Annotated in this window: 23 protein-coding genes and 3 pseudogenes; 17 read left to right on the top strand and 9 right to left on the bottom strand. The window is 61.8% G+C overall.

Annotated features, from left to right (window positions below):
• Nucleotides 1–53: 53 nt before the first annotated feature.
• Nucleotides 54–1,037: a LysR family transcriptional regulator gene (locus CAG00_RS17025; RefSeq protein WP_085664860.1), complete on the top strand. Its 984-nt coding sequence runs from the start codon at nt 54–56 to the stop codon at nt 1,035–1,037.
• Nucleotides 1,038–1,086: 49 nt separating this feature from the next.
• On the opposite strand, the gene CAG00_RS17020 is transcribed toward CAG00_RS17025, so the two are convergent.
• The 3 genes from CAG00_RS17020 to CAG00_RS17010 all read right to left on the bottom strand — a co-directional run bounded on the left by CAG00_RS17020 (nt 1,087) and on the right by CAG00_RS17010 (nt 2,965).
• The gene (locus tag CAG00_RS17020; RefSeq protein WP_085664859.1) at nt 1,087–2,094 is read right to left on the bottom strand and encodes a zinc-binding alcohol dehydrogenase family protein; all 1,008 of its coding nucleotides are present in this window, start codon (nt 2,092–2,094) and stop codon (nt 1,087–1,089) included.
• 112 nt (nt 2,095–2,206) lie between these two features.
• Nucleotides 2,207–2,584: an NUDIX domain-containing protein gene (locus tag CAG00_RS17015; protein WP_085664858.1), complete on the bottom strand. Its 378-nt coding sequence runs from the start codon at nt 2,582–2,584 to the stop codon at nt 2,207–2,209.
• Nucleotides 2,585–2,650: 66 nt separating this feature from the next.
• Nucleotides 2,651–2,965: a hypothetical protein gene (locus tag CAG00_RS17010; protein ID WP_075045255.1), complete on the bottom strand. Its 315-nt coding sequence runs from the start codon at nt 2,963–2,965 to the stop codon at nt 2,651–2,653.
• A gap of 145 nt (nt 2,966–3,110) precedes the next feature.
• Between CAG00_RS17010 and CAG00_RS29110 the strand changes: the two are divergent.
• Nucleotides 3,111–3,300: pseudogene (locus tag CAG00_RS29110) on the top strand (Lrp/AsnC family transcriptional regulator); the annotation flags it as partial.
• Nucleotides 3,301–3,560: 260 nt separating this feature from the next.
• Here CAG00_RS29110 and CAG00_RS16995 read toward each other — a convergent pair.
• Nucleotides 3,561–4,436: pseudogene (locus tag CAG00_RS16995) on the bottom strand (AraC family transcriptional regulator N-terminal domain-containing protein); the annotation flags it as partial.
• Here CAG00_RS16995 and CAG00_RS29105 point away from each other — a divergent pair.
• A pseudogene (locus CAG00_RS29105) lies at nt 4,433–4,789 on the top strand (MFS transporter); the annotation flags it as partial. The pseudogenes CAG00_RS16995 and CAG00_RS29105 sit on opposite strands and share 4 nt — an antisense overlap.
• Before the next feature lie 16 nt (nt 4,790–4,805).
• On the opposite strand, the gene CAG00_RS16985 reads toward CAG00_RS29105, so the two are convergent.
• Both CAG00_RS16985 and CAG00_RS16980 read right to left on the bottom strand, forming a co-directional pair.
• The gene (locus CAG00_RS16985; RefSeq protein WP_085664856.1) at nt 4,806–5,210 is read right to left on the bottom strand and encodes a helix-turn-helix domain-containing protein; all 405 of its coding nucleotides are present in this window, start codon (nt 5,208–5,210) and stop codon (nt 4,806–4,808) included.
• Nucleotides 5,211–5,383: 173 nt separating this feature from the next.
• A complete protein-coding gene (locus CAG00_RS16980) occupies nt 5,384–6,070 on the bottom strand; it encodes a hydrolase (protein ID WP_003258732.1) in 687 nt (228 codons plus the stop codon).
• A gap of 263 nt (nt 6,071–6,333) precedes the next feature.
• Between CAG00_RS16980 and CAG00_RS16975 the strand changes: the two genes are divergently transcribed.
• Nucleotides 6,334–6,795, top strand: a complete 462-nt coding sequence (locus tag CAG00_RS16975; protein WP_085664855.1) for a Rid family hydrolase — start codon at nt 6,334–6,336, stop codon at nt 6,793–6,795.
• Nucleotides 6,796–6,815: 20 nt separating this feature from the next.
• On the opposite strand, the gene CAG00_RS16970 is transcribed toward CAG00_RS16975, so the two are convergent.
• A complete protein-coding gene (locus tag CAG00_RS16970) occupies nt 6,816–7,742 on the bottom strand; it encodes a LysR family transcriptional regulator (RefSeq protein WP_023663224.1) in 927 nt (308 codons plus the stop codon).
• A gap of 218 nt (nt 7,743–7,960) precedes the next feature.
• Between CAG00_RS16970 and CAG00_RS16965 the strand changes: the two genes are divergently transcribed.
• From CAG00_RS16965 to arfB, 3 genes are all read left to right on the top strand, one after another.
• Entirely contained in the window at nt 7,961–8,383 is a 423-nt protein-coding gene (locus tag CAG00_RS16965) for a hypothetical protein (protein ID WP_085664854.1), read from the top strand.
• Between the two features lie 536 nt (nt 8,384–8,919).
• The gene (locus CAG00_RS16960) at nt 8,920–9,189 is read left to right on the top strand and encodes a DUF3077 domain-containing protein (protein WP_063914697.1); all 270 of its coding nucleotides are present in this window, start codon (nt 8,920–8,922) and stop codon (nt 9,187–9,189) included.
• 154 nt (nt 9,190–9,343) lie between these two features.
• Nucleotides 9,344–9,757, top strand: coding sequence for an alternative ribosome rescue aminoacyl-tRNA hydrolase ArfB (gene arfB, locus CAG00_RS16955; protein WP_085664890.1), 414 nt, complete (start codon nt 9,344–9,346; stop codon nt 9,755–9,757).
• Between the two features lie 871 nt (nt 9,758–10,628).
• Here arfB and paaX read toward each other — a convergent pair.
• Nucleotides 10,629–11,552, bottom strand: a complete 924-nt coding sequence (gene paaX, locus CAG00_RS16950) for a phenylacetic acid degradation operon negative regulatory protein PaaX (protein ID WP_075045237.1) — start codon at nt 11,550–11,552, stop codon at nt 10,629–10,631.
• A gap of 77 nt (nt 11,553–11,629) precedes the next feature.
• The gene (gene paaY / locus CAG00_RS16945) at nt 11,630–12,229 is read right to left on the bottom strand and encodes a phenylacetic acid degradation protein PaaY (protein WP_038409635.1); all 600 of its coding nucleotides are present in this window, start codon (nt 12,227–12,229) and stop codon (nt 11,630–11,632) included.
• A gap of 354 nt (nt 12,230–12,583) precedes the next feature.
• Between paaY and paaF the strand changes: the two genes are divergently transcribed.
• The 10 genes from paaF to paaD all read left to right on the top strand — a co-directional run bounded on the left by paaF (nt 12,584) and on the right by paaD (nt 21,632).
• The gene (gene paaF, locus CAG00_RS16940; RefSeq protein WP_085664852.1) at nt 12,584–13,357 is read left to right on the top strand and encodes a 2,3-dehydroadipyl-CoA hydratase PaaF; all 774 of its coding nucleotides are present in this window, start codon (nt 12,584–12,586) and stop codon (nt 13,355–13,357) included.
• 34 nt (nt 13,358–13,391) lie between these two features.
• Nucleotides 13,392–14,183 carry a 2-(1,2-epoxy-1,2-dihydrophenyl)acetyl-CoA isomerase PaaG gene (paaG, locus tag CAG00_RS16935; RefSeq protein WP_085664851.1) on the top strand — a complete coding sequence of 264 codons (792 nt, stop codon included), beginning with the start codon at nt 13,392–13,394 and terminating at the stop codon, nt 14,181–14,183.
• 2 nt (nt 14,184–14,185) lie between these two features.
• On the top strand, nt 14,186–15,703 hold the full coding sequence (gene paaH, locus CAG00_RS16930; RefSeq protein ID WP_085664850.1) for a 3-hydroxyacyl-CoA dehydrogenase PaaH: 1,518 nt from the start codon (nt 14,186–14,188) through the stop codon (nt 15,701–15,703).
• A complete protein-coding gene (paaI, locus tag CAG00_RS16925; protein WP_013972610.1) occupies nt 15,696–16,136 on the top strand; it encodes a hydroxyphenylacetyl-CoA thioesterase PaaI in 441 nt (146 codons plus the stop codon). The genes paaH and paaI overlap by 8 nt, the downstream gene beginning before the upstream one ends.
• Entirely contained in the window at nt 16,129–17,349 is a 1,221-nt protein-coding gene (pcaF, locus tag CAG00_RS16920) for a 3-oxoadipyl-CoA thiolase (RefSeq protein WP_085664849.1), read from the top strand. Before paaI ends, pcaF begins: the two co-directional genes overlap by 8 nt.
• A gap of 121 nt (nt 17,350–17,470) precedes the next feature.
• Nucleotides 17,471–18,790: a phenylacetate--CoA ligase PaaK gene (gene paaK / locus CAG00_RS16915; RefSeq protein ID WP_075045233.1), complete on the top strand. Its 1,320-nt coding sequence runs from the start codon at nt 17,471–17,473 to the stop codon at nt 18,788–18,790.
• A gap of 258 nt (nt 18,791–19,048) precedes the next feature.
• The gene (gene paaA, locus CAG00_RS16910; protein WP_025339109.1) at nt 19,049–20,038 is read left to right on the top strand and encodes a 1,2-phenylacetyl-CoA epoxidase subunit PaaA; all 990 of its coding nucleotides are present in this window, start codon (nt 19,049–19,051) and stop codon (nt 20,036–20,038) included.
• A 25-nt stretch (nt 20,039–20,063) separates the two neighbouring features.
• A complete protein-coding gene (gene paaB / locus CAG00_RS16905; RefSeq protein WP_013972614.1) occupies nt 20,064–20,345 on the top strand; it encodes a 1,2-phenylacetyl-CoA epoxidase subunit PaaB in 282 nt (93 codons plus the stop codon).
• An 8-nt stretch (nt 20,346–20,353) separates the two neighbouring features.
• Nucleotides 20,354–21,112 carry a 1,2-phenylacetyl-CoA epoxidase subunit PaaC gene (paaC, locus tag CAG00_RS16900; protein ID WP_085664848.1) on the top strand — a complete coding sequence of 253 codons (759 nt, stop codon included), beginning with the start codon at nt 20,354–20,356 and terminating at the stop codon, nt 21,110–21,112.
• Nucleotides 21,099–21,632 (top strand): 1,2-phenylacetyl-CoA epoxidase subunit PaaD, encoded by a 534-nt coding sequence (gene paaD, locus CAG00_RS16895; RefSeq protein ID WP_085664847.1) that lies wholly within the window; start codon nt 21,099–21,101, stop codon nt 21,630–21,632. Before paaC ends, paaD begins: the two co-directional genes overlap by 14 nt.
• Nucleotides 21,633–21,647: the final 15 nt, after the last annotated feature.

The following is a 21,647-nucleotide window of genomic DNA, read 5'->3' as shown; positions in this document are numbered from 1 at the left end:
TTTTTCGCCTGGATGACGGGATACACCTGGCGCGCTGCAATTCCTGCAAGCCAATGCTGGGCAGGTATCAGCATTGCCGCTACGCTTTGATCCTCGCGCCAGGTCAAGAATTTTCCACAGTGAAGAAAACAGTTCGGGTTGATGATCTTCAGGTCTTCGTCACAACAGCCTCTGCCGGCAGCTTCTCGGCAGCGGCCAGGTTGTTGGATATTTCACCGGCCTTGGCCAGCGGCGCAGTCCAGCGCCTGGAAAACTGCCTGGGTGCCAGGTTGTTCGTGCGTTCCACGAGGCGTTTGCGGCTTTCGGCTGATGGCGAGCGATATCTGCCTCATGCCCGTCAGGCCTTGGAGGCACTGGACAACGGTGAGCTGGCGCTGACCGAGGGGCGAGATGAGATCGCGGGTACACTTCGCCTGTCCATGCCCTCGGATATTGGCAGGAATCTGCTGCTGCCCTGGTTGGACGATTTCCAGCGATTGCACCCCAAGGTGATGCTGCAACTGCGGATCAGCGATCAGGTGGCCGACCTTGTCGGCCAGCAACTGGATGCGACTATCCGATATGGGCAGCTGGCAGATTCCAGCCTTGTTTCACTGATGCTTGCCCCTGGAAATCGCAGAACGGTCTGCGCCTCGCCACATTACCTGGCACGACATGGGGCACCAGGGGCCTTGGAAGATCTGGGCAGGCATAATTGCCTGCGGTATGTGATGGGCGAGCAAACCTACGAGCGATGGAGCTTCCATTTGCCCGATGGCGTCAAGACCGTGCAAGTCACAGGCGACCGCGTGAGCGATGACGCCGATATCGTTCGGCGTTGGGGTGTTGACGGATTGGGGGTCGTTTACAAATCCAGGCTGGACGTGCTGGCGGACATACGTGCCGGGCGGCTGATCGAGTTGTTTCCCGGCGATTACGGTCAACCTGCGCCGTTGCAGCTGGTGTGCGCTCATCGAACATCGCTCACACCTGCTGTGCAGGTGCTCAGAGCGTTTCTGGCGGAGCGTTTCGAGCAGCTCATCGCTGCTGATGGATAAGGTGACGGGGCTCATGGCCCCGCCTTCGTTGTGTTGACCGGGCGAGTGATCAGAAGCCTTCCAGAACGATCTTGCCTTTTGCCTTGCCGCTTTCGATCAGGGCATGGGCGCGTTTGAGGTTGCTGGCACTGATGCTGCCGAAGTGCTCGCCGACGGTGGTCTTGATGACCCCCTCGTCGACCAGCGCCGATACCTTTTCCAGCAGGTGGTGCTGTTTGATCATGTCCTCGGTCTGGTACAGCGAGCGAGTGAACATGAGCTCCCAGTGCACCGACAGCGATTTGCGCTTGAACGGCACGATATCGAGATGCTGAGGGTCATCGATCAGCGCGAGCTTGCCCTGTGGGCGCAGCACTTCGACGATCTGCGCGAGGTACGCATCGGTGTGGGTCAGGCTGATGACGTAATCCACCGAGTTGAACTGAAGTTGTTCCAGTTGCAGGGCAAAGGATGCCGAATGGTCGATGACATGATGTGCCCCGAGTTCGCTGACCCAGGCCTGGGTTTCAGGGCGTGACGCGGTACCGATCACCTTGAGCTGGGTAAGCTTGCGTGCAAGCTGTACCAGGATCGAACCAACACCGCCGCCGGCACCGATGATCAGCAGGCTCTTGCCAGCGCCGCCATTTTCCTCCACACCCAGGCGGTCGAACAGCAATTCCCAGGCGGTGATGGATGTGAGCGGCAAGGCTGCGGCGCTGGCATTGTCCAGACTACGAGGCTTGTGCCCGACGATTCGCTCGTCGACCAGGTGATATTCGCTGTAACTGCCCGGGCGATCGATTGCGCCGGCATAGAACACTTCGTCGCCAGGCTGGAACAACGACACCTCGGCGCCGACTTCGCGAACGATCCCCACGGCATCCCATCCCAACACTTGAGGGTGGTCACCGCTGCGGCTGGCTCTGACCTTGGTGTCGACAGGGTTTACCGCGATGGCTTTGATTTCCACCAACAGGTCCCTGGCACCGGGTATGGGATTGGGCAGATCGTGCTCGTACAACGATCGGGAATCCTGGATCGGGAGGCCGGGGGTGTCATAGACGATTGCTTTCATTGGGATGTGACCTTTCAGGTGAGCAGTGGTGGCAGGTTAATCGCGTCGAGCCCCCTGAAAAACCAGGTTGTTGCCGGAACACTTTCCGCGTTTCGCTGATAATCGGGTACCTCTACACAGGGAGCAGGTGCTCTCGTTCAAGCAGTTGGATGTTGGACGGCTTGACCTGCACTTCGTGAAGTTCAGGCGCTGTAAACCAGCGGCACTCCACGATCTCGTGATTTGCGGTAGGTTTTGCGCCAGGTTCGACAGGCAGCTGATAAAGGTAATGTTCCTCGCCTGCGAGCACGTAGTGGTTGAGGAATCGAGCACCATTGAAGGGTAGGCAAGTCTCCTCCATCAGCTCGCGCTGCGCAGCGTCCAGATGATGCTCGCCCGGATCTATTTTCCCGCCTGGCAACGACCATTCAGCGCTTTGCTTGCGCACGAAAAGGATGCGTCCTGCTTGCAGGCAAATGACCGTCGAATGCCGTTCTCTGGAGTTGTTCATCAGGAGCCTCCCGTACGTTGGAGGTGGCATCAGGGCAAAACTCACCCTGATGCCGGCTGCGGATGATCAGCGATCTTTATCCCACTGTTGATCATCTGCCTGGTTTTGCTGGCCGCCCATGCGGTCCTTGTCTGTCAGGTTCTGGTTCTGCTTGTCGGTCGTACGTTGGCCGCCTTGACTCCCTGTGTCACGGGAACGTTCCCAGTCCTTGTTCATCTTGTCCTCAGGTTTCTGGCCGGATTGGCTGCCACCTTGCTGCTGTTGGCCGGGCATCCGGCCGCCCGAACCCTGGCCGCCTTGCTGGCCGGTGCCGGCAGTGTTGTTACCCATGCCGGTGTCAGCATTGCCTTGGTTGCCACCCTTGTCTTGATTGTTTGCCATGATTGCTTACCTCAGGTCAGACACAGGAAGGTCTGTGTGTACTGTTATGACCGAGGCCCGTTCCCGCGGTGTGCAAGGAATATTTGGCAAGCTGACTAAACGCATTAATTTCAAGGGTGCGAAATGTTGGTGTGCGGCCAGGAACCTATCTGAAGGCGAGTTCTACTTCGTGATGGTTGCCAAGTTTCGCGATGCCACCGAGTACACCGACTATATCTACCGGTTTCTCGACACTTACCGGGATATTCCGATTCGCACTTATTCCTCGACGTTGGTGGTGCGTACGGTGAAGAAATCGGCTGGGAGGAGGGCTGCAGCAGGCTGTCGATGCCTGACAGAAAGCCATGGCAGCGCAACGCGGTCAGCTGTTGTAGGAGCGGCCTTGTGTCGCGAGAGGGCTGCAAGGCAGCCCCAGGGTTTCAGCGCAGATGCACCAATTGCCGGGGCTGCTTCGCAGCCCTTTCGCGACACAAGGCCGCTCCTACAAGGACCCGCGCAGGCCGGAAGATTGATGCAAGACAGGCGCGGTCTCTGTGGGAGCGGGCATGCCCGCGAAGAAGCCAACGCGCTGTGTATCCCAAGGCACCAGAGGTCGCTATTTCGTAGTCAAAGGCCAAGGAAGGCAGTCGCCCTGTTCCATTCTTTCTGCACCCAGGCGTAACTCCGAAATATCGCGTTTCGGCGGCGTACCGAACTGCCGCCCATATTCGCGACTGAACTGCGAAGGGCTTTCATAGCCGACCTTGAAGGCTGCCGTGGCAGCATCCAGGTGTTCATTGAGCATCAGCCGTTTTGCCTCGTTCAACCTCAACCATTTCTGATACTGCAGCGGGCTCATCGCGGTGAGCCGGCGGAAGTGCTGATGGAAGGTTGAAAGCCCCATCTGCACCCGAGAGGCCAATTCATCTACCCGCAACGGCGCGGCATAGTTCAGCTTCAGCCAGTCGATGGCCTTGGCGATTCGATGCCCCTTGCTGCCGACCGAGGCGATGTAGCGGAGCAGGGGGGCCTGGTCGCTCTGTAGCAACCGATAGTGGATTTCTCGCTGAATCAGCGGCCAGAGCACGGGTATCGCATCAGGCTCTTCCAAAAGCTGGATCAGTCGGCTGAAGCTCTCCAGCAGCTTCGGGCTTAGCAAACCCACGCCGGCGCTTGTGTGAACAGACTGGCTGCCCGCCGGCAGGCGGCCGTCTTGCGCGATCAACTCTGCCAGTGTGCGCAGGTCGAGCTTGAACACCAGGCCCAGGCAAGGTGCGCCTTCGCTGGCCATCGTCACTGCCGAATGGGCGGGGATGTTCAGCGAGGTGACCAGGAACCGGGTCGAGTCATAAGGGAACACGTCGCCGCCGATGACCATTTCCTTGGCGCCCTGCACGACCAGCACGATGCTTGGCTCGACGATGCAGGTGACCGGTGGGGCCGGTGCGTTGCGTCGGTAGACGCTGAGGTCCGCGATGCGTGTCGCGAAATCGGCATCTGTTCAGAGTGCTGACCGGTATTCCACTGCTAATGGCCTTCATCGCATTCGCTGTGATTTCGACAGGCTCCTGGGTCGTCCCGACGGCGGTGCTGCTTGGTGGCTGGGGCTTGATTGCCACTTGTGCGCCAGTGGGCTGGTTCACCTGGCTGGCCAGGATGCTGCCCGAGGACGCCGAGGCCGGGGGAGGCCTGATGGTCGCGGTGATACAACTGGCGATTACTGTAGGTGCGACCTTAGGTGGGGTGCTTTATGACGGCGTTGGGTACCAGGCGAGCTTCATCGCCAGTGGAATGATGCTCTTGGTAGCGACTGCCTTGACCATGAGGGTAGGGCGGCATCGATAGGGTACAAATGTGCTCCCTAATTGAGCAAAGGCGCAGTCAGCATGGACGCCTGTCGCTGCCAAGCCTGCGGCGACATACCCTCGGCCTTCACGAATGTGCGACAGAAGTGGGACTGATCGCAGAAACCGCACTCCAGTGCGATCTCAGCGAGCATCATTCCCGAGCCCCCCAGTAGTTCCTTGCTTTTGCGCAACCGTTGTTCACGCATCCACTGCTGCGGGGGCACATGCAGGGTATCCCTGAACATTCGTGTGAAATGGCTACGCGACAGCGAGCAGGCTTGGGCGAGTTCCGTAACAGTTATGCCGGTGTCCAGGTTCTCCAGCATCAACCTCTTGGCAGTCGTGACTTGCCAGGGCTTGAGGAGCCCGGTCGTTTTCAGTGCGACAGTCGCCAGCACAGTGCAGTGATCGCTGTTCATACAAATCCATTAATCAATGAAGTGGGCACGCACGTTTCGAGTGGGCAGAGCAGGCCACTGCAGCCTCGGGCGGGCTACAGACGATAACGCTCGATTCGATGGCCTGGCTCAGCCAGCCGGCGTACCCATCAGCGGGTCAATGAACAGCCCCTGGATGCAGGGGCTGGCAATGGTCAGACAGCGGCAGCAACCGGGGCCAGGGTTGGGCCGTGCTGAACGCGCTCTGGTGCTTTGTGCACCATGGTGTAGGCATAGTCGACACCCATGCCGTAGGCGCCGGAGTGTTCTTTCACCAGTTCCATGACGGCATCGTAGGTGTCGCGGTTTTTCCAGTCGCGCTGCCACTCCAGCAGCACTTGTTGCCAGGTCACCGGAATCACGCCTGCCTGAATCATGCGCTGCATGGCGTAGTCGTGGGCTTCCTTGGTGGTGCCACCGGAGGCGTCGGCAACCATGTAGATTTCATAGCCGGCATCGTTCATCGCCGACAACGCGAAGGTGGTGTTGCACACCTCCGTCCACAGGCCGGAAACGATGATCTTGTTGCGCCCGTTTTTCTTGAGCGCGTCACGCACCTTCTGGTCATCCCAGGAGTTCATGGAGGTTCGCTCCAGCAGCGGAGCGTCGGGGAAGACGGCGAGCAGTTCGGGGTAGGTGTGCCCAGAGAAGCTTTCAGTCTCGACCGTCGTGATGGTGGTGGGCACATTGAAGATCCTGGCTGCCTTGGCCAGGCCCACGGTGTTGTTTTTCAGGGTCTGGCGATCGATGCTCTGAACGCCGAAGGCCATCTGTGGCTGCTGATCGATGAAGATCAGTTGGCTGTTGAATGGGGTCAGTACTTCAGTTTTTGGATTGTTCATTCTTGTTCCCTGTCAGCTGGATGATGGTCATCGCACAAGTCACGGCGCCTGCTTTGTGCAGACTGTGCTGAGGCACTGGATGACGTCCTCAGTGATGCCCGTTGCTTGAGTCCGAGCACAAGATAGCGAATCGCAGAGCGAAGCGGTGGCGCACCTTTGCGCTCTCAGGAGCGCATTAATGCGCCATTCGCTTGTTCATCCTGCTGCTAGGATTCGCACGCAAACGCGGATCTACCTGATCCGGTTTACGCCAGGAGAAAGCGATGGCAGCTTCACAACCACTCAACAGACTAACCGCCTATTGGGGCGTTCCGTGGGAGAATTCTTACGGGTATCCGCAGGCACGGCGGGTAGGGGATGAGATCTACGTATCGGGCCAGTTCAATCATGACGAAGAAGGCAGCCTGATCGCGCCGGCCCCCTTGGATCGTGACGGCAGGCCCTGTGATTACTCTTCGATGGGGGATCAGATGCGCGCCGCCTACGACAATATCGCCAAGCTGCTCGCGCTGTATGGCGCAACGCTTGAAGATGTCGTGGAAGAGACGCTCTACGTACTGGACATGGACGCGGCCTTTGCCGTGGTCGGCAAGGTGCGCAAGGCCGCCTACGGCACGGAGCGGCCTCAATGCGCCAGCAACATCATCGGCGTCTCGAGGCTTGCCCAGCGCCCACAGCTGATCGAAATCGCCTGCAAAGCGGTACTTGGCTCACACGCTGAGTGACCCGCACTCCCGGTTTCGCTCTACGTGACCGGGAGTACCAGTTGGCCCTCGATCAACGGCTTCTGGTTGGCAACGGCAGCTGCACAGAACGTCATGAATGCTTTGACCCGCCACGATTTGCGGATGTCCTGGTGCGTCAGCAGCCACAGCTCATCCTGCAGCTCCGGCACCACCGGGCCGACGCGTTCAAGCCCTGGCGTGATATCACCCAGCATGCAGGGCAAAAACCCCACCCCCAGGCCTGCCGCGATTGCAGCACTTGCCGCCGCAACCGAATCGGTGCGGTACGAGATGCACTCGGCAGCGACCCTGTTTTCGACATAGCTCGTTGCCTTGAGCCCGCGTAGCGCCGCGGAATAGGAAACCCATGCCTGGCCTTCCGTGAACAGAGGAGTAGGCGATGTGTGGTTGCTGCTGCCGTAGGGAGCCCAGGCGATTGTGGCCAGTTTGCGGCCCACCAGGCTTTCGGCGGGTTTCCTGGTCGCCCGAACCGCAATATCCGATTCGTCTCGCGCAAGGCTCAGTGATTCGTTGCCCACCAGCACCTCGATCGTGATGCCTTCATTGAGGGCCTTGAAGTCCGCGATGATGGGGGTGAGGAAGTAAAGCAGCAGTGAGTCGCTGGTGGTGATACGAAGCTTTCCGAGTGGCCCCTGGCCGGCACGTGAGACACGCCGCGTCACGCTGACGATGTCCAGCTCCACGCGCTCGGCGAGGGCACGCAATTCCGCGCCCTCGATGGTGAGCAGATAGCCTGATTTGCGGTGATCGAACAAGGCTACGCCAAGTGTTTTTTCAACCTGGGAGACTCTGCGGGAGACGGTGGACACGTTGATGCCGAGCTTCTTGGCTGTGGCAGCGCGATTGCCACACTCACTGAGCGTTTTGATGATCCGCAGGTCGTCCCAAGAGAGCTGGTTGGCAGCCTCGCCCACGTTCCATTTCACGTCCTTGGGGGCAACCGGGGTAATTGGGACATTTCCAGGTAACGACTTCACGAAATCCGTTCCAGATCAGATTGCGACGATCATACGAGAAGGGGCTGCGTGAACCAAGTATCAGCATGAAGGCGAAGGAGGGGGCTTCGGTCGTCCCTTCATGCGCACATCGACACTTGTCGGCGTTATCCTGAAGAGTGAGCCCAGGAGCCTTTGGGGAACTACCCATGCGCAAGTTGACACTGTTGTTCGCGATCGCTGCATTTGCGGGTTGCCAGGCGCCGATGCCCACTGCCAACCCACAGATGGCTTGGGTCGATCTCTCGACGCCATTCCCGAATGACCGTGTGCTGTTGGCCGAACGCCTGGATAAACAACGCCTGCGCGACGGGCGCTTCTTTGAGGTCAGCCCCGGCAGCCATGAATTGGTCGTCAGGTTCGACTACGAAGTAAATGGTGGCGGTGGCATCAGCCTGATGGGAGGTACCACGGTAAGGCAATGCTACCTGACCATAGACTACGAGCATTTCAAGGCTGGACAGCGCTACGTGCTCGAGGCCCGCTCCATGGCCATGACGCCAGAGGCGAGGCTTTATGATGCGAAGGGAGAGATTGTGGCAGAGGTTACGGAATTCTATTGCCTGATGTGATGGTGAATCGTTCGTTGTTCATTGATTACAACTAGCCTCGAAAAATCAGATTTTTTCGCTTTCTTGTAGGGCATTTCCCAAAGATACTGTTGCCGCCTATTTTCCGTTGCGGGTGCCCTGGCAGGGCTCTAGTCTGGGCCTGTCGCTGCTCATCAGTGACACGGCTTTGACAGGCCGTAATGGTATGTAGGTCTGCAGCGCTGTTAATGGCGGCTGCGTGTGGGGCACGCTTGCGTGCGCCGGAACTTCCTATGTCCGCCGGTCTGTCAACCCACACACAGCTGCCACCCAACCTGTTTGACAGCGGGATCGGTGCAGCCCATTTGGAGATATAGGAATGTTGAAGATGGTCCCCGATCCACCCCAAAGCCTCCACTCCCTCGAAGACACCCTCATCCAGGCCACGTACTACGTCCAGGTACAGTTGCCGAACGAACCGTGAACGCTGCACTGAGCCCAAACCAGGTATTGCCTGGGCTGGGCTGATCACCCGCGAAGTTGTCCGCCAGGCGCTAGACGATTAGGGAGATGGACCCATGACTACTGACGAATCGAACGAGAAAACCACCGTAGGCAAGACCACGTTCTACCAAGGTGAAAACCAGACCCATCCGTTGTTTCGCATCGAAGCCGGCATTCCTTGCAAAAGCGCTCGGGAGCAGGCTTCGGAATTGATGGGGTACGTGCGGGAACTGACGATTGTCGGGTTGATGGATGAAAAGCCGATGATGATCTGGGCTGCGCATTACCTGAGCGCATTGGCCAAGGCGCTGATGGACGATGCCGAGCTGGGTATGATGCGCTGAGTTCACTCCACCCGTGGCGGTCCGCGAAACGCGGCCGCCATTCACAATGGCGGAGTGGGGTGCCTCGATCAGTGTGGTTGAGGTCAACCGTATTTTGTTCTGTGGGTGAGCGGCGAAGGCTGTGATAATGGAGGGGAATTACAAGGGCCATGCCATGCTGACCATCTCCAATAATCTGCATCTGCCAGATGCCGACATCGAACTGACCTACATCCGCGCGCAAGGCGCAGGTGGGCAAAATGTCAACAAGGTGTCCAGCGCCGTGCACCTGCGCTTCGACATTCCCGCCTCGTCGCTGCCCGAGTTTTACAAGGAGCGGCTGTTGGCGCTGCGTGACAGTCGCATCACCGGCGACGGCGTGTTGATCATCAAGGCACAACAATACCGCACACAGGAGCAGAACCGCGCTGACGCACTGGCGCGTCTTGCCGAGTTGATCATCAATGCCGGCAAGACCGAGAAGAAACGCCGTCCCACCAAGCCGACCCTTGGCTCGAAGACCCGTCGCCTCGAAGGGAAAGCCAGGCGCAGCACTGTCAAGGCGGGTCGGGGCAAGGTGGAGTTCTAGGTTCTGCACAAAATGAGATGTCTCAAGCCAGTGAGATCATGGCGGCGTGGTTTTGCGAGCTTGTGGAAGCGTGGGGGCTTGATAGACGAATGGGGACAGAATACGGACGGGCAAATCCAAATACGTCATTTAACATAATACTCATTATGCGCTAGTCTATATTTGGTCACCAGACCACGAGTGAGGCACTTTGGGACCAGGGAAAGCTCCCTGGTCGAGATAATCCGTCCTGATCCATCGCCCGCTTCGCCGACTTTGGTGCTGGATGCGTTAGCCTTGCCTTTTGACTGTTGGCTACCGCGACTTGGACATCAGGCCAGCCATTTGCACCTGTACCCTGAGTGCTTGAAAGAAACCTGGTACGGTCACCCTCGACCTTGTTTACCAGGACAAATCCGGCGCATGCATGACCACACTGACGACTAGCGCCTGTCAGCCAGCGCCATTGAGGTTGCCACGCTGCCCATCGCCGGCAACCCAACTCCCGGTCGATCGGTTAACGCGGTCAATTGTAGGAGCGGCCTTGTGTCGCGATGGGCTGCAAGGCAGCCCCAGCAATTATGCGTCTGCTTTGAAACCTTGGGGGCTGCTGCGCAGCCCATCGCGACACAAGGCCGCTCCTACAAGGGCCCGCAGGATTGAGAAGACAGTTGTTTACATCTCTCGCAGACCTCAAGCCACGAACCATCCCTGTGGGTGCTGCCCTGCAAGCGATGTGATCAGTACAAGCGACAAAAGATACATGAGGACCGCGCGATACCTGAGGGCCAGACATACCCCCTATTTGTCATGCTGTATATGCCAATAAGGTATAACTACACTAAATATTCATTTAGCGTAGTTATATAGAACCCGCCTCTGCACCCAATCCTCAAACAAGCCCGCCAAAACGCCTGTAAAAACCTTCATTCACATCCGGCAACGGCCCATCAGCCGTCTCCAGCGCTGCATTCAGCCATTCTTCCGCCTTGGCAAACACCAGCCGATAGAGGTTACGGCACAACTGCCGCGCGGCCCTTCCCTCCCAATCCCCAGGCAGCAGCTCGTCCGGCAGTTGCGGGTCGCGCAGCAGCAGCCGGCGGTATTCGTGAATCAGCAGCGTACGTGCCAGGAAGCAATCCTGCGCATCGAGCTGTTGCTGCTCTTTCAAACCTTGCCATAGCGGCCTGAACAGCTGGATGAACTCGCTGTATTGCTGCCCCAGTTCGTCGATACGCCAGCTTTCCCGCACCTGGGCGCGCATGGCCTTGGATGCCAGCACTTCCTGGGTGTGGGTTTCGAAGACGATGCTGTCGTCGCTCGCCTCCAGGTCACGCAAGGTGGCGGCCAGATCGGCGCGGTCTGCCCGTGGGCAGCCCAGCAGGTTCGGCGCCATGGCCCCGAAGCCCTGCCACTCCAACTCTTCACGCAAAGCCTTGCGCTTGCCGGCCTCCAGTTGCGAGAGCAAAACCAGTGTCCAGGCACCGTCCCAGGCTGGTTGGCTGGGGCTGTAGACCCGTTTGAAGGCTTTCTCGAACCGCCGGCGGCCGGTACCTGTCAGGCTGTAGTAACTGCGGCGGCCAACCTTTTCGGCGGTGAGCCAGCCTTCCTTGGTAAGGCGGAAGATCGATGTGCGGATCAGGCGCTCGTTGATGCCGATCGGCTCCAGCAGATTGATCAGGCTACCCAGCCAGACGGTTCCGCCGTGGGGTTCGATGGCGTCGCCGTACAAAGTGATGATCAGGGAACTGGCGCGGATCGGCGTCTGCTCCTGGAAGCGGGTGATCAGGTTGTTCAGTGGGGCGAGATTGCTCATGGGCGAACTGTGCGCGGTTAAAGCACCGACTATACCTGCGCGGCGGGCCGCCTGACCATTGCGTGACGCTGTCTGGCTCATGCCGATGCCTGGCCTTTGGGCCTGACGCCGGTGTCTTCCATGCGTGGGCGCTCGGGCTCGACCTCGGTCAGTGGCGGGCATTCGACCATGCTGTTCATGCAGCGTTGCGCCAGGTGCTGGTACTCCGCCGTGCCACGTTGCTTCCAGGCCAGTTCCTGTTCGGTCAGTGGGCGCTTGACCTGGGCTGGCGAGCCCATCACCAGGCTTTGTGCCGCACATTCGAAGCCCGCCTTGACGAATGCCGTGGCCGCGACGATGCAGCGCGGTGCCACATGGGCACCATCCATCACCACCGCGTTCATGCCGATCAAGGCGTCTTCGCCCACGCGACAGCCGTGCAGCACGGCGCCATGCCCAACATGCCCGTTGCGTTCGACCACCGTATCGCCACCCGGGAAACCATGCATCACGCAGGTGTCCTGCAGGTTGGCACCCTCCTCCAGCACGATTCGGCCGAAATCCCCCCTTAGTGATGCCAGCGGGCCGACGTAGCAACGAGGGCCGACGATGACATCACCAATCAGCACGGCGCTGGGGTGCACGTAGGCTGTCGGATGAACCACGGGCGTCAGGCCGTCCAGTCGATAGCAAGGCATGGCAAAGCTCCTGAAATGATTTCAAATGCGCCTTGATCTTGTATCACAATCTTGTTGTGCGTCAATCAGCATGGTCGTGTATCGCTTTTGCTGGGGTCATCGCGCTCCCTTAAATTCAGCATTATGCGTTAAATACAAGGTGATGAAGCGATTCAACATCATGAAACCCTTTGCTGAGACAGTTGTCACTCCGCAAAAAGAGATACATTAAACAATTTTGAATGTTGCATAGTTGTATCGCGTAATGCATATACTGGTTCCACCTGGACGTGATCCTCGCATCACGCCCCTGCAAACAATTCCAAGAAATGCCGGCCCCACGATGTGCCGTGCGTGCAGCCAGAGGAACCCGACATGCCGCGATATCTCGATGTGCAGGCGCCCGAACAGGGCGTCCAGCTCATTACCCTGCAACGGCCCGAGGCGCTCAACGCCCTGTGCACCGAGCTACTGGCAGAGCTGGCCGCTGCGCTGGAAGCGGCCGGGCGAGACGAACAGATCCGCGCGGTGGTGCTCACCGGCAGCCGCAAGGCATTCGCCGCAGGCGCCGATATCCGCGAGATGGCCGAGCGCGACCTGGTCGGCATCCTCAACGACCCCCGGGTGGCCCACTGGCAAAGCATCGCCGCCTTCGCCAAGCCACTGATCGCCGCCGTCAACGGCTACGCCCTGGGTGGCGGCTGCGAACTGGTGATGTGTGCCGACATCGTCATCGCCGGCAGCGACGCCCGTTTCGGCCAGCCGGAAATCAACCTCGGCATCATCCCCGGCGCCGGCGGCACCCAGCGCCTGCTGCGGGCAGTAGGCAAGCCGCTGGCCATGCAAATGGTGCTGACCGGCGAAGCCATCACCGCCCGACATGCCTTGCAGGCCGGGCTGGTCAGCGAAATCACTCAGCCGGAACTCACCGTAGAACGCGCCCTGCACATCGCCCGCAGCATCGCCGCCAAGGCCCCGCTGGCGGTGCGCCTGGCCAAGGAAGCGCTGCTCAAGGCCGGCGATACCGACCTGGGCAGCGGCCTGCGCTTCGAACGCCATGCCTTCACCTTGCTGGCCGGCACCGCCGACCGCGACGAAGGCATCCGTGCCTTCCAGGAAAAACGCCAGGCCCGCTTCCAGGGCCGCTGATCATCTTTCCCTCGACTGACGGAGCGAGTCTGTCATGACTTTCCAGCACATCCTGTTTTCCATCGAGGACGGCGTCGCCCTCCTCTCGTTGAATCGCCCCGAGCAGCTGAACAGCTTCAATACCGCCATGCACCTGGAAGTGCGCGAGGCACTCAAGCAAGTACGCCAGAGCAGCGAAGTACGGGTGTTGTTGCTGACTGCCGAAGGCCGGGGTTTCTGCGCCGGCCAGGACCTGTCCGACCGCAACGTCGCCCCGGGCGCCGAGGTGCCGGACCTGGGCGAATCGATCGACAAGTTCTACAACCCGCTGGTGCGCACCCTGCGCGACCTGCCGCTGCCGGTGATCTGTGCGGTGAACGGCGTGGCTGCCGGCGCCGGTGCCAACATCCCGCTGGCCTGCGACCTGGTGCTGGCGGCCCGCTCGGCCAGCTTCATCCAGGCCTTCTGCAAGATCGGCCTGGTACCCGACTCCGGCGGCACCTGGCTGCTGCCGCGCCTGGTCGGCATGGCACGGGCCAAGGCCCTGGCCATGCTGGGCGAGCGCCTGGGCGCCGAACAGGCCCAGCAATGGGGGCTGATCCACCGCGTGGTGGACGATGCCGCGCTGCGCGACGAAGCCCTCACCCTCGCCCGCCAGCTCGCCACCCAGCCCACTTACGGCCTGGCCCTGATCAAGCGCAGCCTGAATGCCAGTTTCGACAACGGTTTCGATGAACAGCTGGAGCTGGAGCGCGACCTGCAACGCCTGGCCGGGCGCAGCGAGGACTATCGCGAAGGCGTGAGTGCCTTCATGAACAAGCGCACGCCGGCATTCAAGGGGCGTTGATCATGAGCGCACTCGCAAGCAATGCCCAGGTGGCGGTGATCGGTGCAGGCGCCATGGGCGCAGGCATCGCCCAGGTTGCGGCCCAGGCCGGCCACCCGGTAAAGCTCTACGACAACCGCCCGGGCGCTGCAGCCCAGGCGGTGGCCGGCATAGACCGGCAACTTGCCCGCCTGGTGGAAAAAGGCAAATTGCAGGCTGCCGAACGGGAAGCCATCAGCGCCCGGCTGTGCCCGGTAGACGCCCTTGAAGCCCTGGCCGATGCCCGCCTGGTGATCGAGGCCATCGTCGAGAACCTGCAGGTCAAGCAGGCGCTGTTCAGCCAGCTGGAAGCCTTGTGCGCCACCGACTGCATCCTCGCCAGCAACACCTCGTCGCTGTCCATCACCAGCCTCGCCGCCGGGCTGCAACGCCCGCACCAGGTGGTTGGCATGCACTTCTTCAACCCTGCGCCGCTGATGGCCCTGGTCGAAGTGGTCTCGGGCCTGGCCACCGCCCCGGCCGTTGCCGCATGCATTCATGCCACCGCCCAGGCCTGGGGCAAGCAGCCGGTGCACACGCGCTCCACGCCGGGCTTCATCGTCAACCGTGTGGCGCGGCCGTTCTACGCTGAAAGCCTGCGTCTGCTGCAGGAAGGCGCAGCCGATTGCGCCAGCCTCGATGCGCTGCTGCGTGATGCCGGCGGTTTCCGCATGGGCGCGTTCGAACTCACCGACCTGATCGGCCACGACGTCAATTACGCCGTTACCTGTTCGGTCTTCGATGCGTTCTACGGCGACTTCCGCTTCCAGCCTTCGCTGGTGCAAAAAGAACTGGTGGACGCAGGACGCCTCGGGCGCAAGACCGGCCAAGGCTTCTATAGCTATGCCGAAGGCGCCGAACGCCCGCAGCCAGCCGAACTGCACAGCCCCGCCATCGTCGATGCCTGCGTCGTCGAAGGCGACCTGGGGGTGATGCAGCCGCTGGTAGAACGCCTGCGCCAGAGCGGCGTCGCCGTGACCCAGCGCGCCGGCAGCAGCCTGATCCAAGTGGGCGATGCCACCCTGGCGCTGTCCGATGGCCGCCTGGCCAGCCAGCGCGCCCGGGAAGACGGCCTGCGCAACCTGGTGCTGCTCGACCTGGCCCTGGACTACACCACCGCCACCCGCCTCGCCATCAGCTGGTCGGCCGACACCAGCGACAACGCTCGTGACCAGGCGGTGGCCTTGCTGCGGCGTGCCGGCCTGAAGGTAACGGCGGTCGCCGACCTGCCCGGCCTGGTGGTACTGCGCACCGTGGCGATGCTCGCCAACGAGGCCGCCGATGCCGTGTTGCAAGGTGTCGGCAGCGCCGCCGACATCGACCTGGCCATGCGCGCCGGCGTCAACTACCCCTGCGGCCCGCTGGCCTGGGCCGCGAACATCGGCATCCCCCACACCCTGCGCGTGCTCGACAACCTGCAGCGCAGCTACGGCGAGAGCCGTTACCGCCCTTCCCTGCTGTTACGCCGCTGCGAAGCCAAAGGAGGCACCCTGCATGACTGAAGTCGAACTGGCACAAGCCTGTGCCGAGGCCATGTACGCCCGCGACCAGGCCACCCAGGGCCTGGGCATCCGTCTGCTGGAAGCCGGCCCGGGCCAGGCATGCCTGCGCATGCCGGTACGCGCCGACATGATCCAGGGGCATGGAACCTGCCATGGCGGCTTCCTGTTCGCCCTGGCCGACTCGGCGTTTGCCTTCGCCTGCAACAGTCACGACCAGGCCACCGTCGCCCTGGGCTGCAGCATCGACTACCTGGCCCCGGCGCTGCGCGATGACGTGCTTACTGCCCGCGCCAGCGAGGTCAGCCGCAAGGGCCGCACCGGGCTGTACCACGTCCGCATCGAGAACCAGCGCGGTGAGCTGGTGGCGATGTTCCATGGCAAATCCTACAAAGTGCGCGGCACCGTGCTGGCGCAGGAGACCCAAGATGACTGAACACACCCTGGCCGATGCCTTGATCATCGACGCCGTGCGCACCCCCATCGGCCGTTATGCCGGCGCCTTGAGCGGCGTGCGCGCCGATGACCTGGCCGCCATCCCGCTCAAGGCCCTGATCCAGCGCCACCCCGAACTGGACTGGAAAGCCATTGACGACGTCATCCTCGGCTGTGCCAACCAGGCTGGCGAGGACAACCGCAACGTCGCGCACATGGCCAGCTTGCTGGCCGGGCTGCCGATCGAAGTGCCGGGCACCACCATCAACCGCTTGTGTGGCTCCGGCCTGGACGCCATCGGCAATGCAGCCCGCGCCCTGCGCTGCGGCGAAGCCGGGCTGATGCTGGCCGGCGGCGTGGAGTCGATGTCACGCGCGCCGTTCGTCATGGGCAAGTCGGAGCAGGCGTTCGGCCGTGCGGCCGAACTGTTCGACACCACCATCGGCTGGCGTTTCGTCAACCCGCTGATGAAGGCGGCCTTCGGCACCGACTCGATGCCGGAAACGGCCGAGAACGTTGCGCAGCAGTTTGGTATTTCCCGCGCCGACCAGGACGCCTTTGCCCTGCGCAGCCAGCACAAGGCCGCCGCCGCCCAGGCACGCGGGCGCCTGGCACGGGAAATCGTGCCGGTCGAGATCCCGCAGCGCAAAGGCCCGGCCAAAGTGGTCGAGCACGACGAACATCCCCGCGGCGACACCACCCTGGAGCAACTGGCCAGGCTGGGTACCCCGTTCCGTGAGGGCGGTAGCGTCACCGCTGGCAATGCTTCCGGGGTCAACGATGGTGCCTGCGCCCTGCTGCTCGCCAGCAGCACCGCCGCCCGCCGTCATGGCCTGAAGGCTCGCGGCCGAATCGTCGGCATGGCGGTGGCCGGGGTCGAACCACGCCTGATGGGCATCGGCCCGCTGCCGGCTACCCGCAAGGTGTTGGAGCTTACCGGGTTGTCGCTGGCCGACCTGGACGTCATCGAGCTCAACGAGGCCTTTGCCGCCCAAGGCCTTGCGGTACTGCGCGAGCTCGGCCTGGCTGACGACGACGAGCGGGTCAACCGCAACGGCGGTGCCATCGCCCTCGGCCACCCGTTGGGCATGAGCGGTGCACGCCTGGTCACCACCGCGTTGCACGAGCTGGAAGAAACCGCCGGACGCTACGCCCTGTGCACCATGTGCATCGGCGTTGGCCAAGGCATCGCGATGGTCATCGAACGCCTCTGAGCGGCTCAGACCATCGGCTTGTTACCGAACCGAACGCAGCCGTATATGCTGCTTCCATGACACTCACCGCGCGGCCTGCAACCGGTACCGCGCGGCGTACAAGAACAATTCGAGTGAAGCCATGAACATGTACCATGATGCCGATCGTGCCCTGTTGGACCCGATGGAAACCGCCAGTGTCGACGCCCTGCGCCAGCACCAGCTGGAGCGCCTGCGCTGGAGCCTGAAGCACGCCTACGACAACGTGCCGCTGTACCGCCAGCGCTTCGCCGAGTGCGGCGCCCACCCCGACGACCTCAAGTGCCTGGAAGACCTGGCGAAGTTCCCCTTCACCGGCAAGAACGACCTGCGCGACAACTACCCCTACGGCATGTTCGCCGTACCCCAGCAAGAGGTGGTGCGCCTGCACGCCTCCAGTGGCACCACTGGCAAGCCGACGGTGGTGGGCTACACCCAGAACGACATCGACACCTGGGCCAACGTGGTCGCCCGCTCGATCCGTGCCGCGGGTGGGCGCAAGGGGGACAAGGTGCATGTCTCCTACGGCTACGGCCTGTTCACCGGCGGGCTTGGCGCGCATTACGGTGCCGAGCGCCTGGGCTGCACGGTAATCCCCATGTCCGGTGGCCAGACCGAGAAGCAGGTGCAGCTGATTCGCGACTTCCAGCCCGACATTATCATGGTCACCCCCTCCTACATGCTCAACCTGGCCGACGAGATCGAGCGCCAGGGCATCGACCCGCAAGACCTCAAGCTGCGCCTGGGCATATTCGGCGCCGAGCCGTGGACCGACGAGCTGCGCCGCTCTATCGAGCAACGGCTGGGCATCGATGCCCTCGACATTTATGGCCTGTCGGAAATCATGGGGCCTGGGGTGGCGATGGAATGCATAGAGACCAAGGATGGCCCGACCATCTGGGAGGACCATTTCTACCCCGAGATCATCGACCCGGTCACCGGTGCGGTGCTACCGGACGGCCAACTGGGCGAACTGGTGTTCACCTCGCTGAGCAAGGAAGCGTTGCCCATGGTGCGCTACCGCACCCGCGACCTCACTCGCCTGCTGCCCGGTACCGCCAGGCCGATGCGGCGGATCGGCAAGATCACCGGCCGCAGCGATGACATGCTGATCATCCGCGGGGTCAACGTGTTCCCGACCCAGATCGAGGAGCAGGTGCTAAAAATAAAACAGCTTTCTGAGCTTTATGAGATTCATCTGTATCGCAATGGCAACCTGGACAGCGTCGAGGTGCATGTGGAACTGCGTGCGGAATGCCAGCACCTCGATGAAGGCCAGCGCAAGCTGTTGACCGGGGAGCTGACCAAGCAGATCAAGACCTACATCGGCATCAGCACCCAGGTGCGCCTGCAGCCCTGCGGCACGCTCAAGCGTTCCGAGGGCAAGGCCTGCCACGTGTTCGACAAACGGTTGGCCAGCTGATTCATTCGGCTGCCTTTTCGGCCCCGGCATCGTCCGGGGCTTTTTTTTGCATTTTTTCGGCTGGCCTCTTCGCGGGTAAACCCGCTCCCACAGGAATTGCATGATGCCTGGGGGCTGCACATGACCTGTGGGAGCGGGTTTACCCGCGAAAGGGCCGCCAATGTGATACACAAATCTTATTCGATACACATAAAACTGTTTGACGTTATGTTTTGTATCGCTTACAAATGACTCATGCCTTAGCAGGAGTCGGAACACATGTACGCACAGCTAGTGGAAACCGGAGTCAAGCGCGTCAAGTCGCTGGAAGAGATGTCGCCCGAGGAGCGCAACTTCCAGGAAAAGATCGACGCCGAAATCAAGATCGAAGCCAAGAACTGGATGCCCGAGGCCTACCGCCAGACCCTGATCCGGCAGATCTCCCAGCACGCCCACTCGGAAATCGTCGGCATGCTGCCCGAAGGCAACTGGGTCACCCGTGCCCCCAGCCTCAAGCGCAAGCTGCAGCTGATGGCCAAGATCCAGGACGAAGCCGGCCACGGCCTGTACCTGTACAGCGCCATGGAAACCCTGGGCGCCGACCGTGACGAAGAAATCGCCAAGCTGCACAGTGGCAAGGCCAAGTACTCGAGCATCTTCAACTACCCCACCCTCAGCTGGGCCGACATGGGCGCAGTGGGATGGCTGGTGGACGGCGCCGCCATCGTCAACCAGGTGGTGCTGCAGCGCACCTCCTACGGCCCGTATTCGCGCGCGATGATCCGCATCTGCAAGGAAGAGAGCTTCCACCAGCGCCAGGGCTACGAAATCCTCCTGACCATGATGCGCCACGGCACCCAGGCCCAGCGCGACATGGTCCAGGACGCGATCGACCGCCTGTGGTGGCCGGCACTGATGATGTTCGGCCCCAGCGACGAGCACTCCCCCAACAGCGCCCAGTCCATGGCCTGGAAGATCAAGCGCCAGACCAACGATGAGCTGCGCCAGCGCTTCATCGACCAGACCGTGCCGCAGCTCGAACTGCTCGGCTGCACCGCCCCCGACCCCGAGCTGAAGTGGAACGCCGAGCGCGGCCACTACGACTTCGGCGAAATCCAGTGGGACGAGTTCTACGAAGTGATCAAGGGTAATGGCCCGTGCAACCAGGAACGTGTCGCCACCCGGCGCAAGGCCATCGAGGACGGTGCCTGGGTACGCGAGGCCGCCGTGGCCTACGCGCGCAAGCAACAGAACAAGAACGCCGCCTGAGCGGCGATTGATGCGGAGATCGAAAATGTCTGTCTGGACCCTCTACGAAGTGTTCGTGCGCAGCAAGCACGGCCTTAACCACAAGCATGTCGGCAGCGTGCACGCCGCCGATGCTGCCATGGCCATCGAAAACGCCCGCGAGCTGTACACCCGCCGCAGCGAAGGCGTGAGCCTGTGGGTGGTGCCCTCGGCACTGATCACCGCCTCTTCCCCGGACGAGAAAGACCCGCTGTTCGCCCCGGCGGACGACAAGGTCTACCGCCATGCCAGCTTCTACGAACTGCCCGACGAAGTCGGACACATGTGAGGTTGGCCATGCACAACGAAACCCTTGTCCCCTACCTGCTGCTGCTCGGCGACAGTGCCCTGGTGCAGGGCCAGCGCCTCTGCGAATGGTGTGGCCGCGCCCCGGCCATCGAAGAAGAACTGGCCCTGATGAACGTCGGCCTCGACCTGGTAGGCCAGGCGCGCAACTGGCTGGAGTACGCCGCCGAGCTGCTCGATGATGGCCGTGACGCCGACGCCCTGGCCTTCCGCCGTGACGAGCGCGCCTATCGCAACCTGTTGCTGGTCGAGCAGCCCAACGGCGACTTCGCCGTGACCATGACCAAACAGTTCTTCTATGACGCCTGGCATTTCGCCATGCTTCAGGGCCTGGTCGGCTCGAACGACGAGCGTATCGCCGGTATCGCCGCCAAGGCCCTGAAGGAAGTCACCTACCACCTGCGCCGCTCCAGCGAGTGGGTGCAACGCCTGGGCGGTGGCACCGAAGAAAGCCGCCAGCGCATGCTCGCGGCCATCCCGGCACTGTGGCGCTTCACCGTCGAGCTGGCTGCCGGTAGCGACAATGAAGTGCACCTGGCACAGGCGGGTATCGCCGCCGACCCCGCTGCCGTCGGCGCGGCCTGGCTCAAGCAGGTTGGCGAGACCTTCGCTTCGGTCGAGCTGCCACTGCCCAAGGCCGCCAGCCACTTTTACCTGGACGGTCGCAAAGGCCTGCACACCGAGCACCTCGGCCTGCTGCTGGCCGAGATGCAGTTCCTGCCAAGGGCGTATCCCGATGCAACCTGGTGAGCTGATTGCCGGCGACCGTGGCGCCCGCGCGCCACGCGGCGACGACCTGGCCCGGGCCTGGGCGGTACTGGCCCAGGTCATGGACCCGGAAGTGCCGGTGGTCAGCGTGGTCGACCTGGGGATCGTGCGCGACCTCGGCTGGCACGCCGGGCACCTGCACCTGGTCGTCACCCCGACTTACTCCGGCTGCCCGGCCACCGAGGTGATCGAAGGGGATATCCGACAGGCGCTGGAACAGGCCGGTTTCCCCGCCCCGGCTCTGGAGCGCCGGCTGACCCCGGCCTGGAGCACCGACTGGATCAGCGAACTGGGCCGCGAGCGCCTGCGCGCCTACGGCATCGCCCCGCCACAGGGCAGCGCCAGCAAACGCAGCCTGCTCGGCGAGGCGCCGCAGGTGTGCTGCCCGCAGTGCGGCAGCGCCCATACCGAATTGCTCAGCCAGTTCGGTTCCACGGCTTGCAAGGCGCTTTACCGCTGCCGCGAGTGCCTGGAGCCGTTCGACTATTTCAAATGCATTTGAGCCGTGGAGAACGCC

It is taken from the genome of Pseudomonas sp. B5(2017), assembly GCF_002112825.1.
Lineage (GTDB): Bacteria > Pseudomonadota > Gammaproteobacteria > Pseudomonadales > Pseudomonadaceae > Aquipseudomonas > Aquipseudomonas putida_Z.
Note: the sequence above shows the minus strand (reverse complement) of the source record. Positions and strands in the feature narration are given on the sequence as shown.

Excerpts from the sequence above, each read along its gene's own strand:
- paaH (WP_085664850.1), top strand. The coding sequence starts at position 14,186 with ATGAGCGCACTCGCAAGCAATGCCCAGGTGGCGGTGATCGGTGCAGGC.
- paaD (WP_085664847.1), top strand. The coding sequence starts at position 21,099 with ATGCAACCTGGTGAGCTGATTGCCGGCGACCGTGGCGCCCGCGCGCCA.
- paaX (WP_075045237.1), bottom strand. The coding sequence starts at position 11,552 with ATGAGCAATCTCGCCCCACTGAACAACCTGATCACCCGCTTCCAGGAG.
- pcaF (WP_085664849.1), top strand. The coding sequence starts at position 16,129 with ATGACTGAACACACCCTGGCCGATGCCTTGATCATCGACGCCGTGCGC.
- CAG00_RS16975 (WP_085664855.1), top strand. The coding sequence starts at position 6,334 with ATGGCAGCTTCACAACCACTCAACAGACTAACCGCCTATTGGGGCGTT.
- CAG00_RS17015 (WP_085664858.1), bottom strand. The coding sequence starts at position 2,584 with ATGAACAACTCCAGAGAACGGCATTCGACGGTCATTTGCCTGCAAGCA.
- CAG00_RS17025 (WP_085664860.1), top strand. The coding sequence starts at position 54 with ATGCTGGGCAGGTATCAGCATTGCCGCTACGCTTTGATCCTCGCGCCA.
- paaY (WP_038409635.1), bottom strand. The coding sequence starts at position 12,229 with ATGCCTTGCTATCGACTGGACGGCCTGACGCCCGTGGTTCATCCGACA.
- CAG00_RS17010 (WP_075045255.1), bottom strand. The coding sequence starts at position 2,965 with ATGGCAAACAATCAAGACAAGGGTGGCAACCAAGGCAATGCTGACACC.
- paaF (WP_085664852.1), top strand. The coding sequence starts at position 12,584 with ATGCCGCGATATCTCGATGTGCAGGCGCCCGAACAGGGCGTCCAGCTC.
- CAG00_RS16980 (WP_003258732.1), bottom strand. The coding sequence starts at position 6,070 with ATGAACAATCCAAAAACTGAAGTACTGACCCCATTCAACAGCCAACTG.
- arfB (WP_085664890.1), top strand. The coding sequence starts at position 9,344 with ATGCTGACCATCTCCAATAATCTGCATCTGCCAGATGCCGACATCGAA.
- paaK (WP_075045233.1), top strand. The coding sequence starts at position 17,471 with ATGAACATGTACCATGATGCCGATCGTGCCCTGTTGGACCCGATGGAA.
- paaI (WP_013972610.1), top strand. The coding sequence starts at position 15,696 with ATGACTGAAGTCGAACTGGCACAAGCCTGTGCCGAGGCCATGTACGCC.
- paaG (WP_085664851.1), top strand. The coding sequence starts at position 13,392 with ATGACTTTCCAGCACATCCTGTTTTCCATCGAGGACGGCGTCGCCCTC.
- CAG00_RS17020 (WP_085664859.1), bottom strand. The coding sequence starts at position 2,094 with ATGAAAGCAATCGTCTATGACACCCCCGGCCTCCCGATCCAGGATTCC.
- paaC (WP_085664848.1), top strand. The coding sequence starts at position 20,354 with ATGCACAACGAAACCCTTGTCCCCTACCTGCTGCTGCTCGGCGACAGT.
- paaB (WP_013972614.1), top strand. The coding sequence starts at position 20,064 with ATGTCTGTCTGGACCCTCTACGAAGTGTTCGTGCGCAGCAAGCACGGC.
- paaA (WP_025339109.1), top strand. The coding sequence starts at position 19,049 with ATGTACGCACAGCTAGTGGAAACCGGAGTCAAGCGCGTCAAGTCGCTG.
- CAG00_RS16960 (WP_063914697.1), top strand. The coding sequence starts at position 8,920 with ATGACTACTGACGAATCGAACGAGAAAACCACCGTAGGCAAGACCACG.
- CAG00_RS16985 (WP_085664856.1), bottom strand. The coding sequence starts at position 5,210 with ATGAACAGCGATCACTGCACTGTGCTGGCGACTGTCGCACTGAAAACG.
- CAG00_RS16965 (WP_085664854.1), top strand. The coding sequence starts at position 7,961 with ATGCGCAAGTTGACACTGTTGTTCGCGATCGCTGCATTTGCGGGTTGC.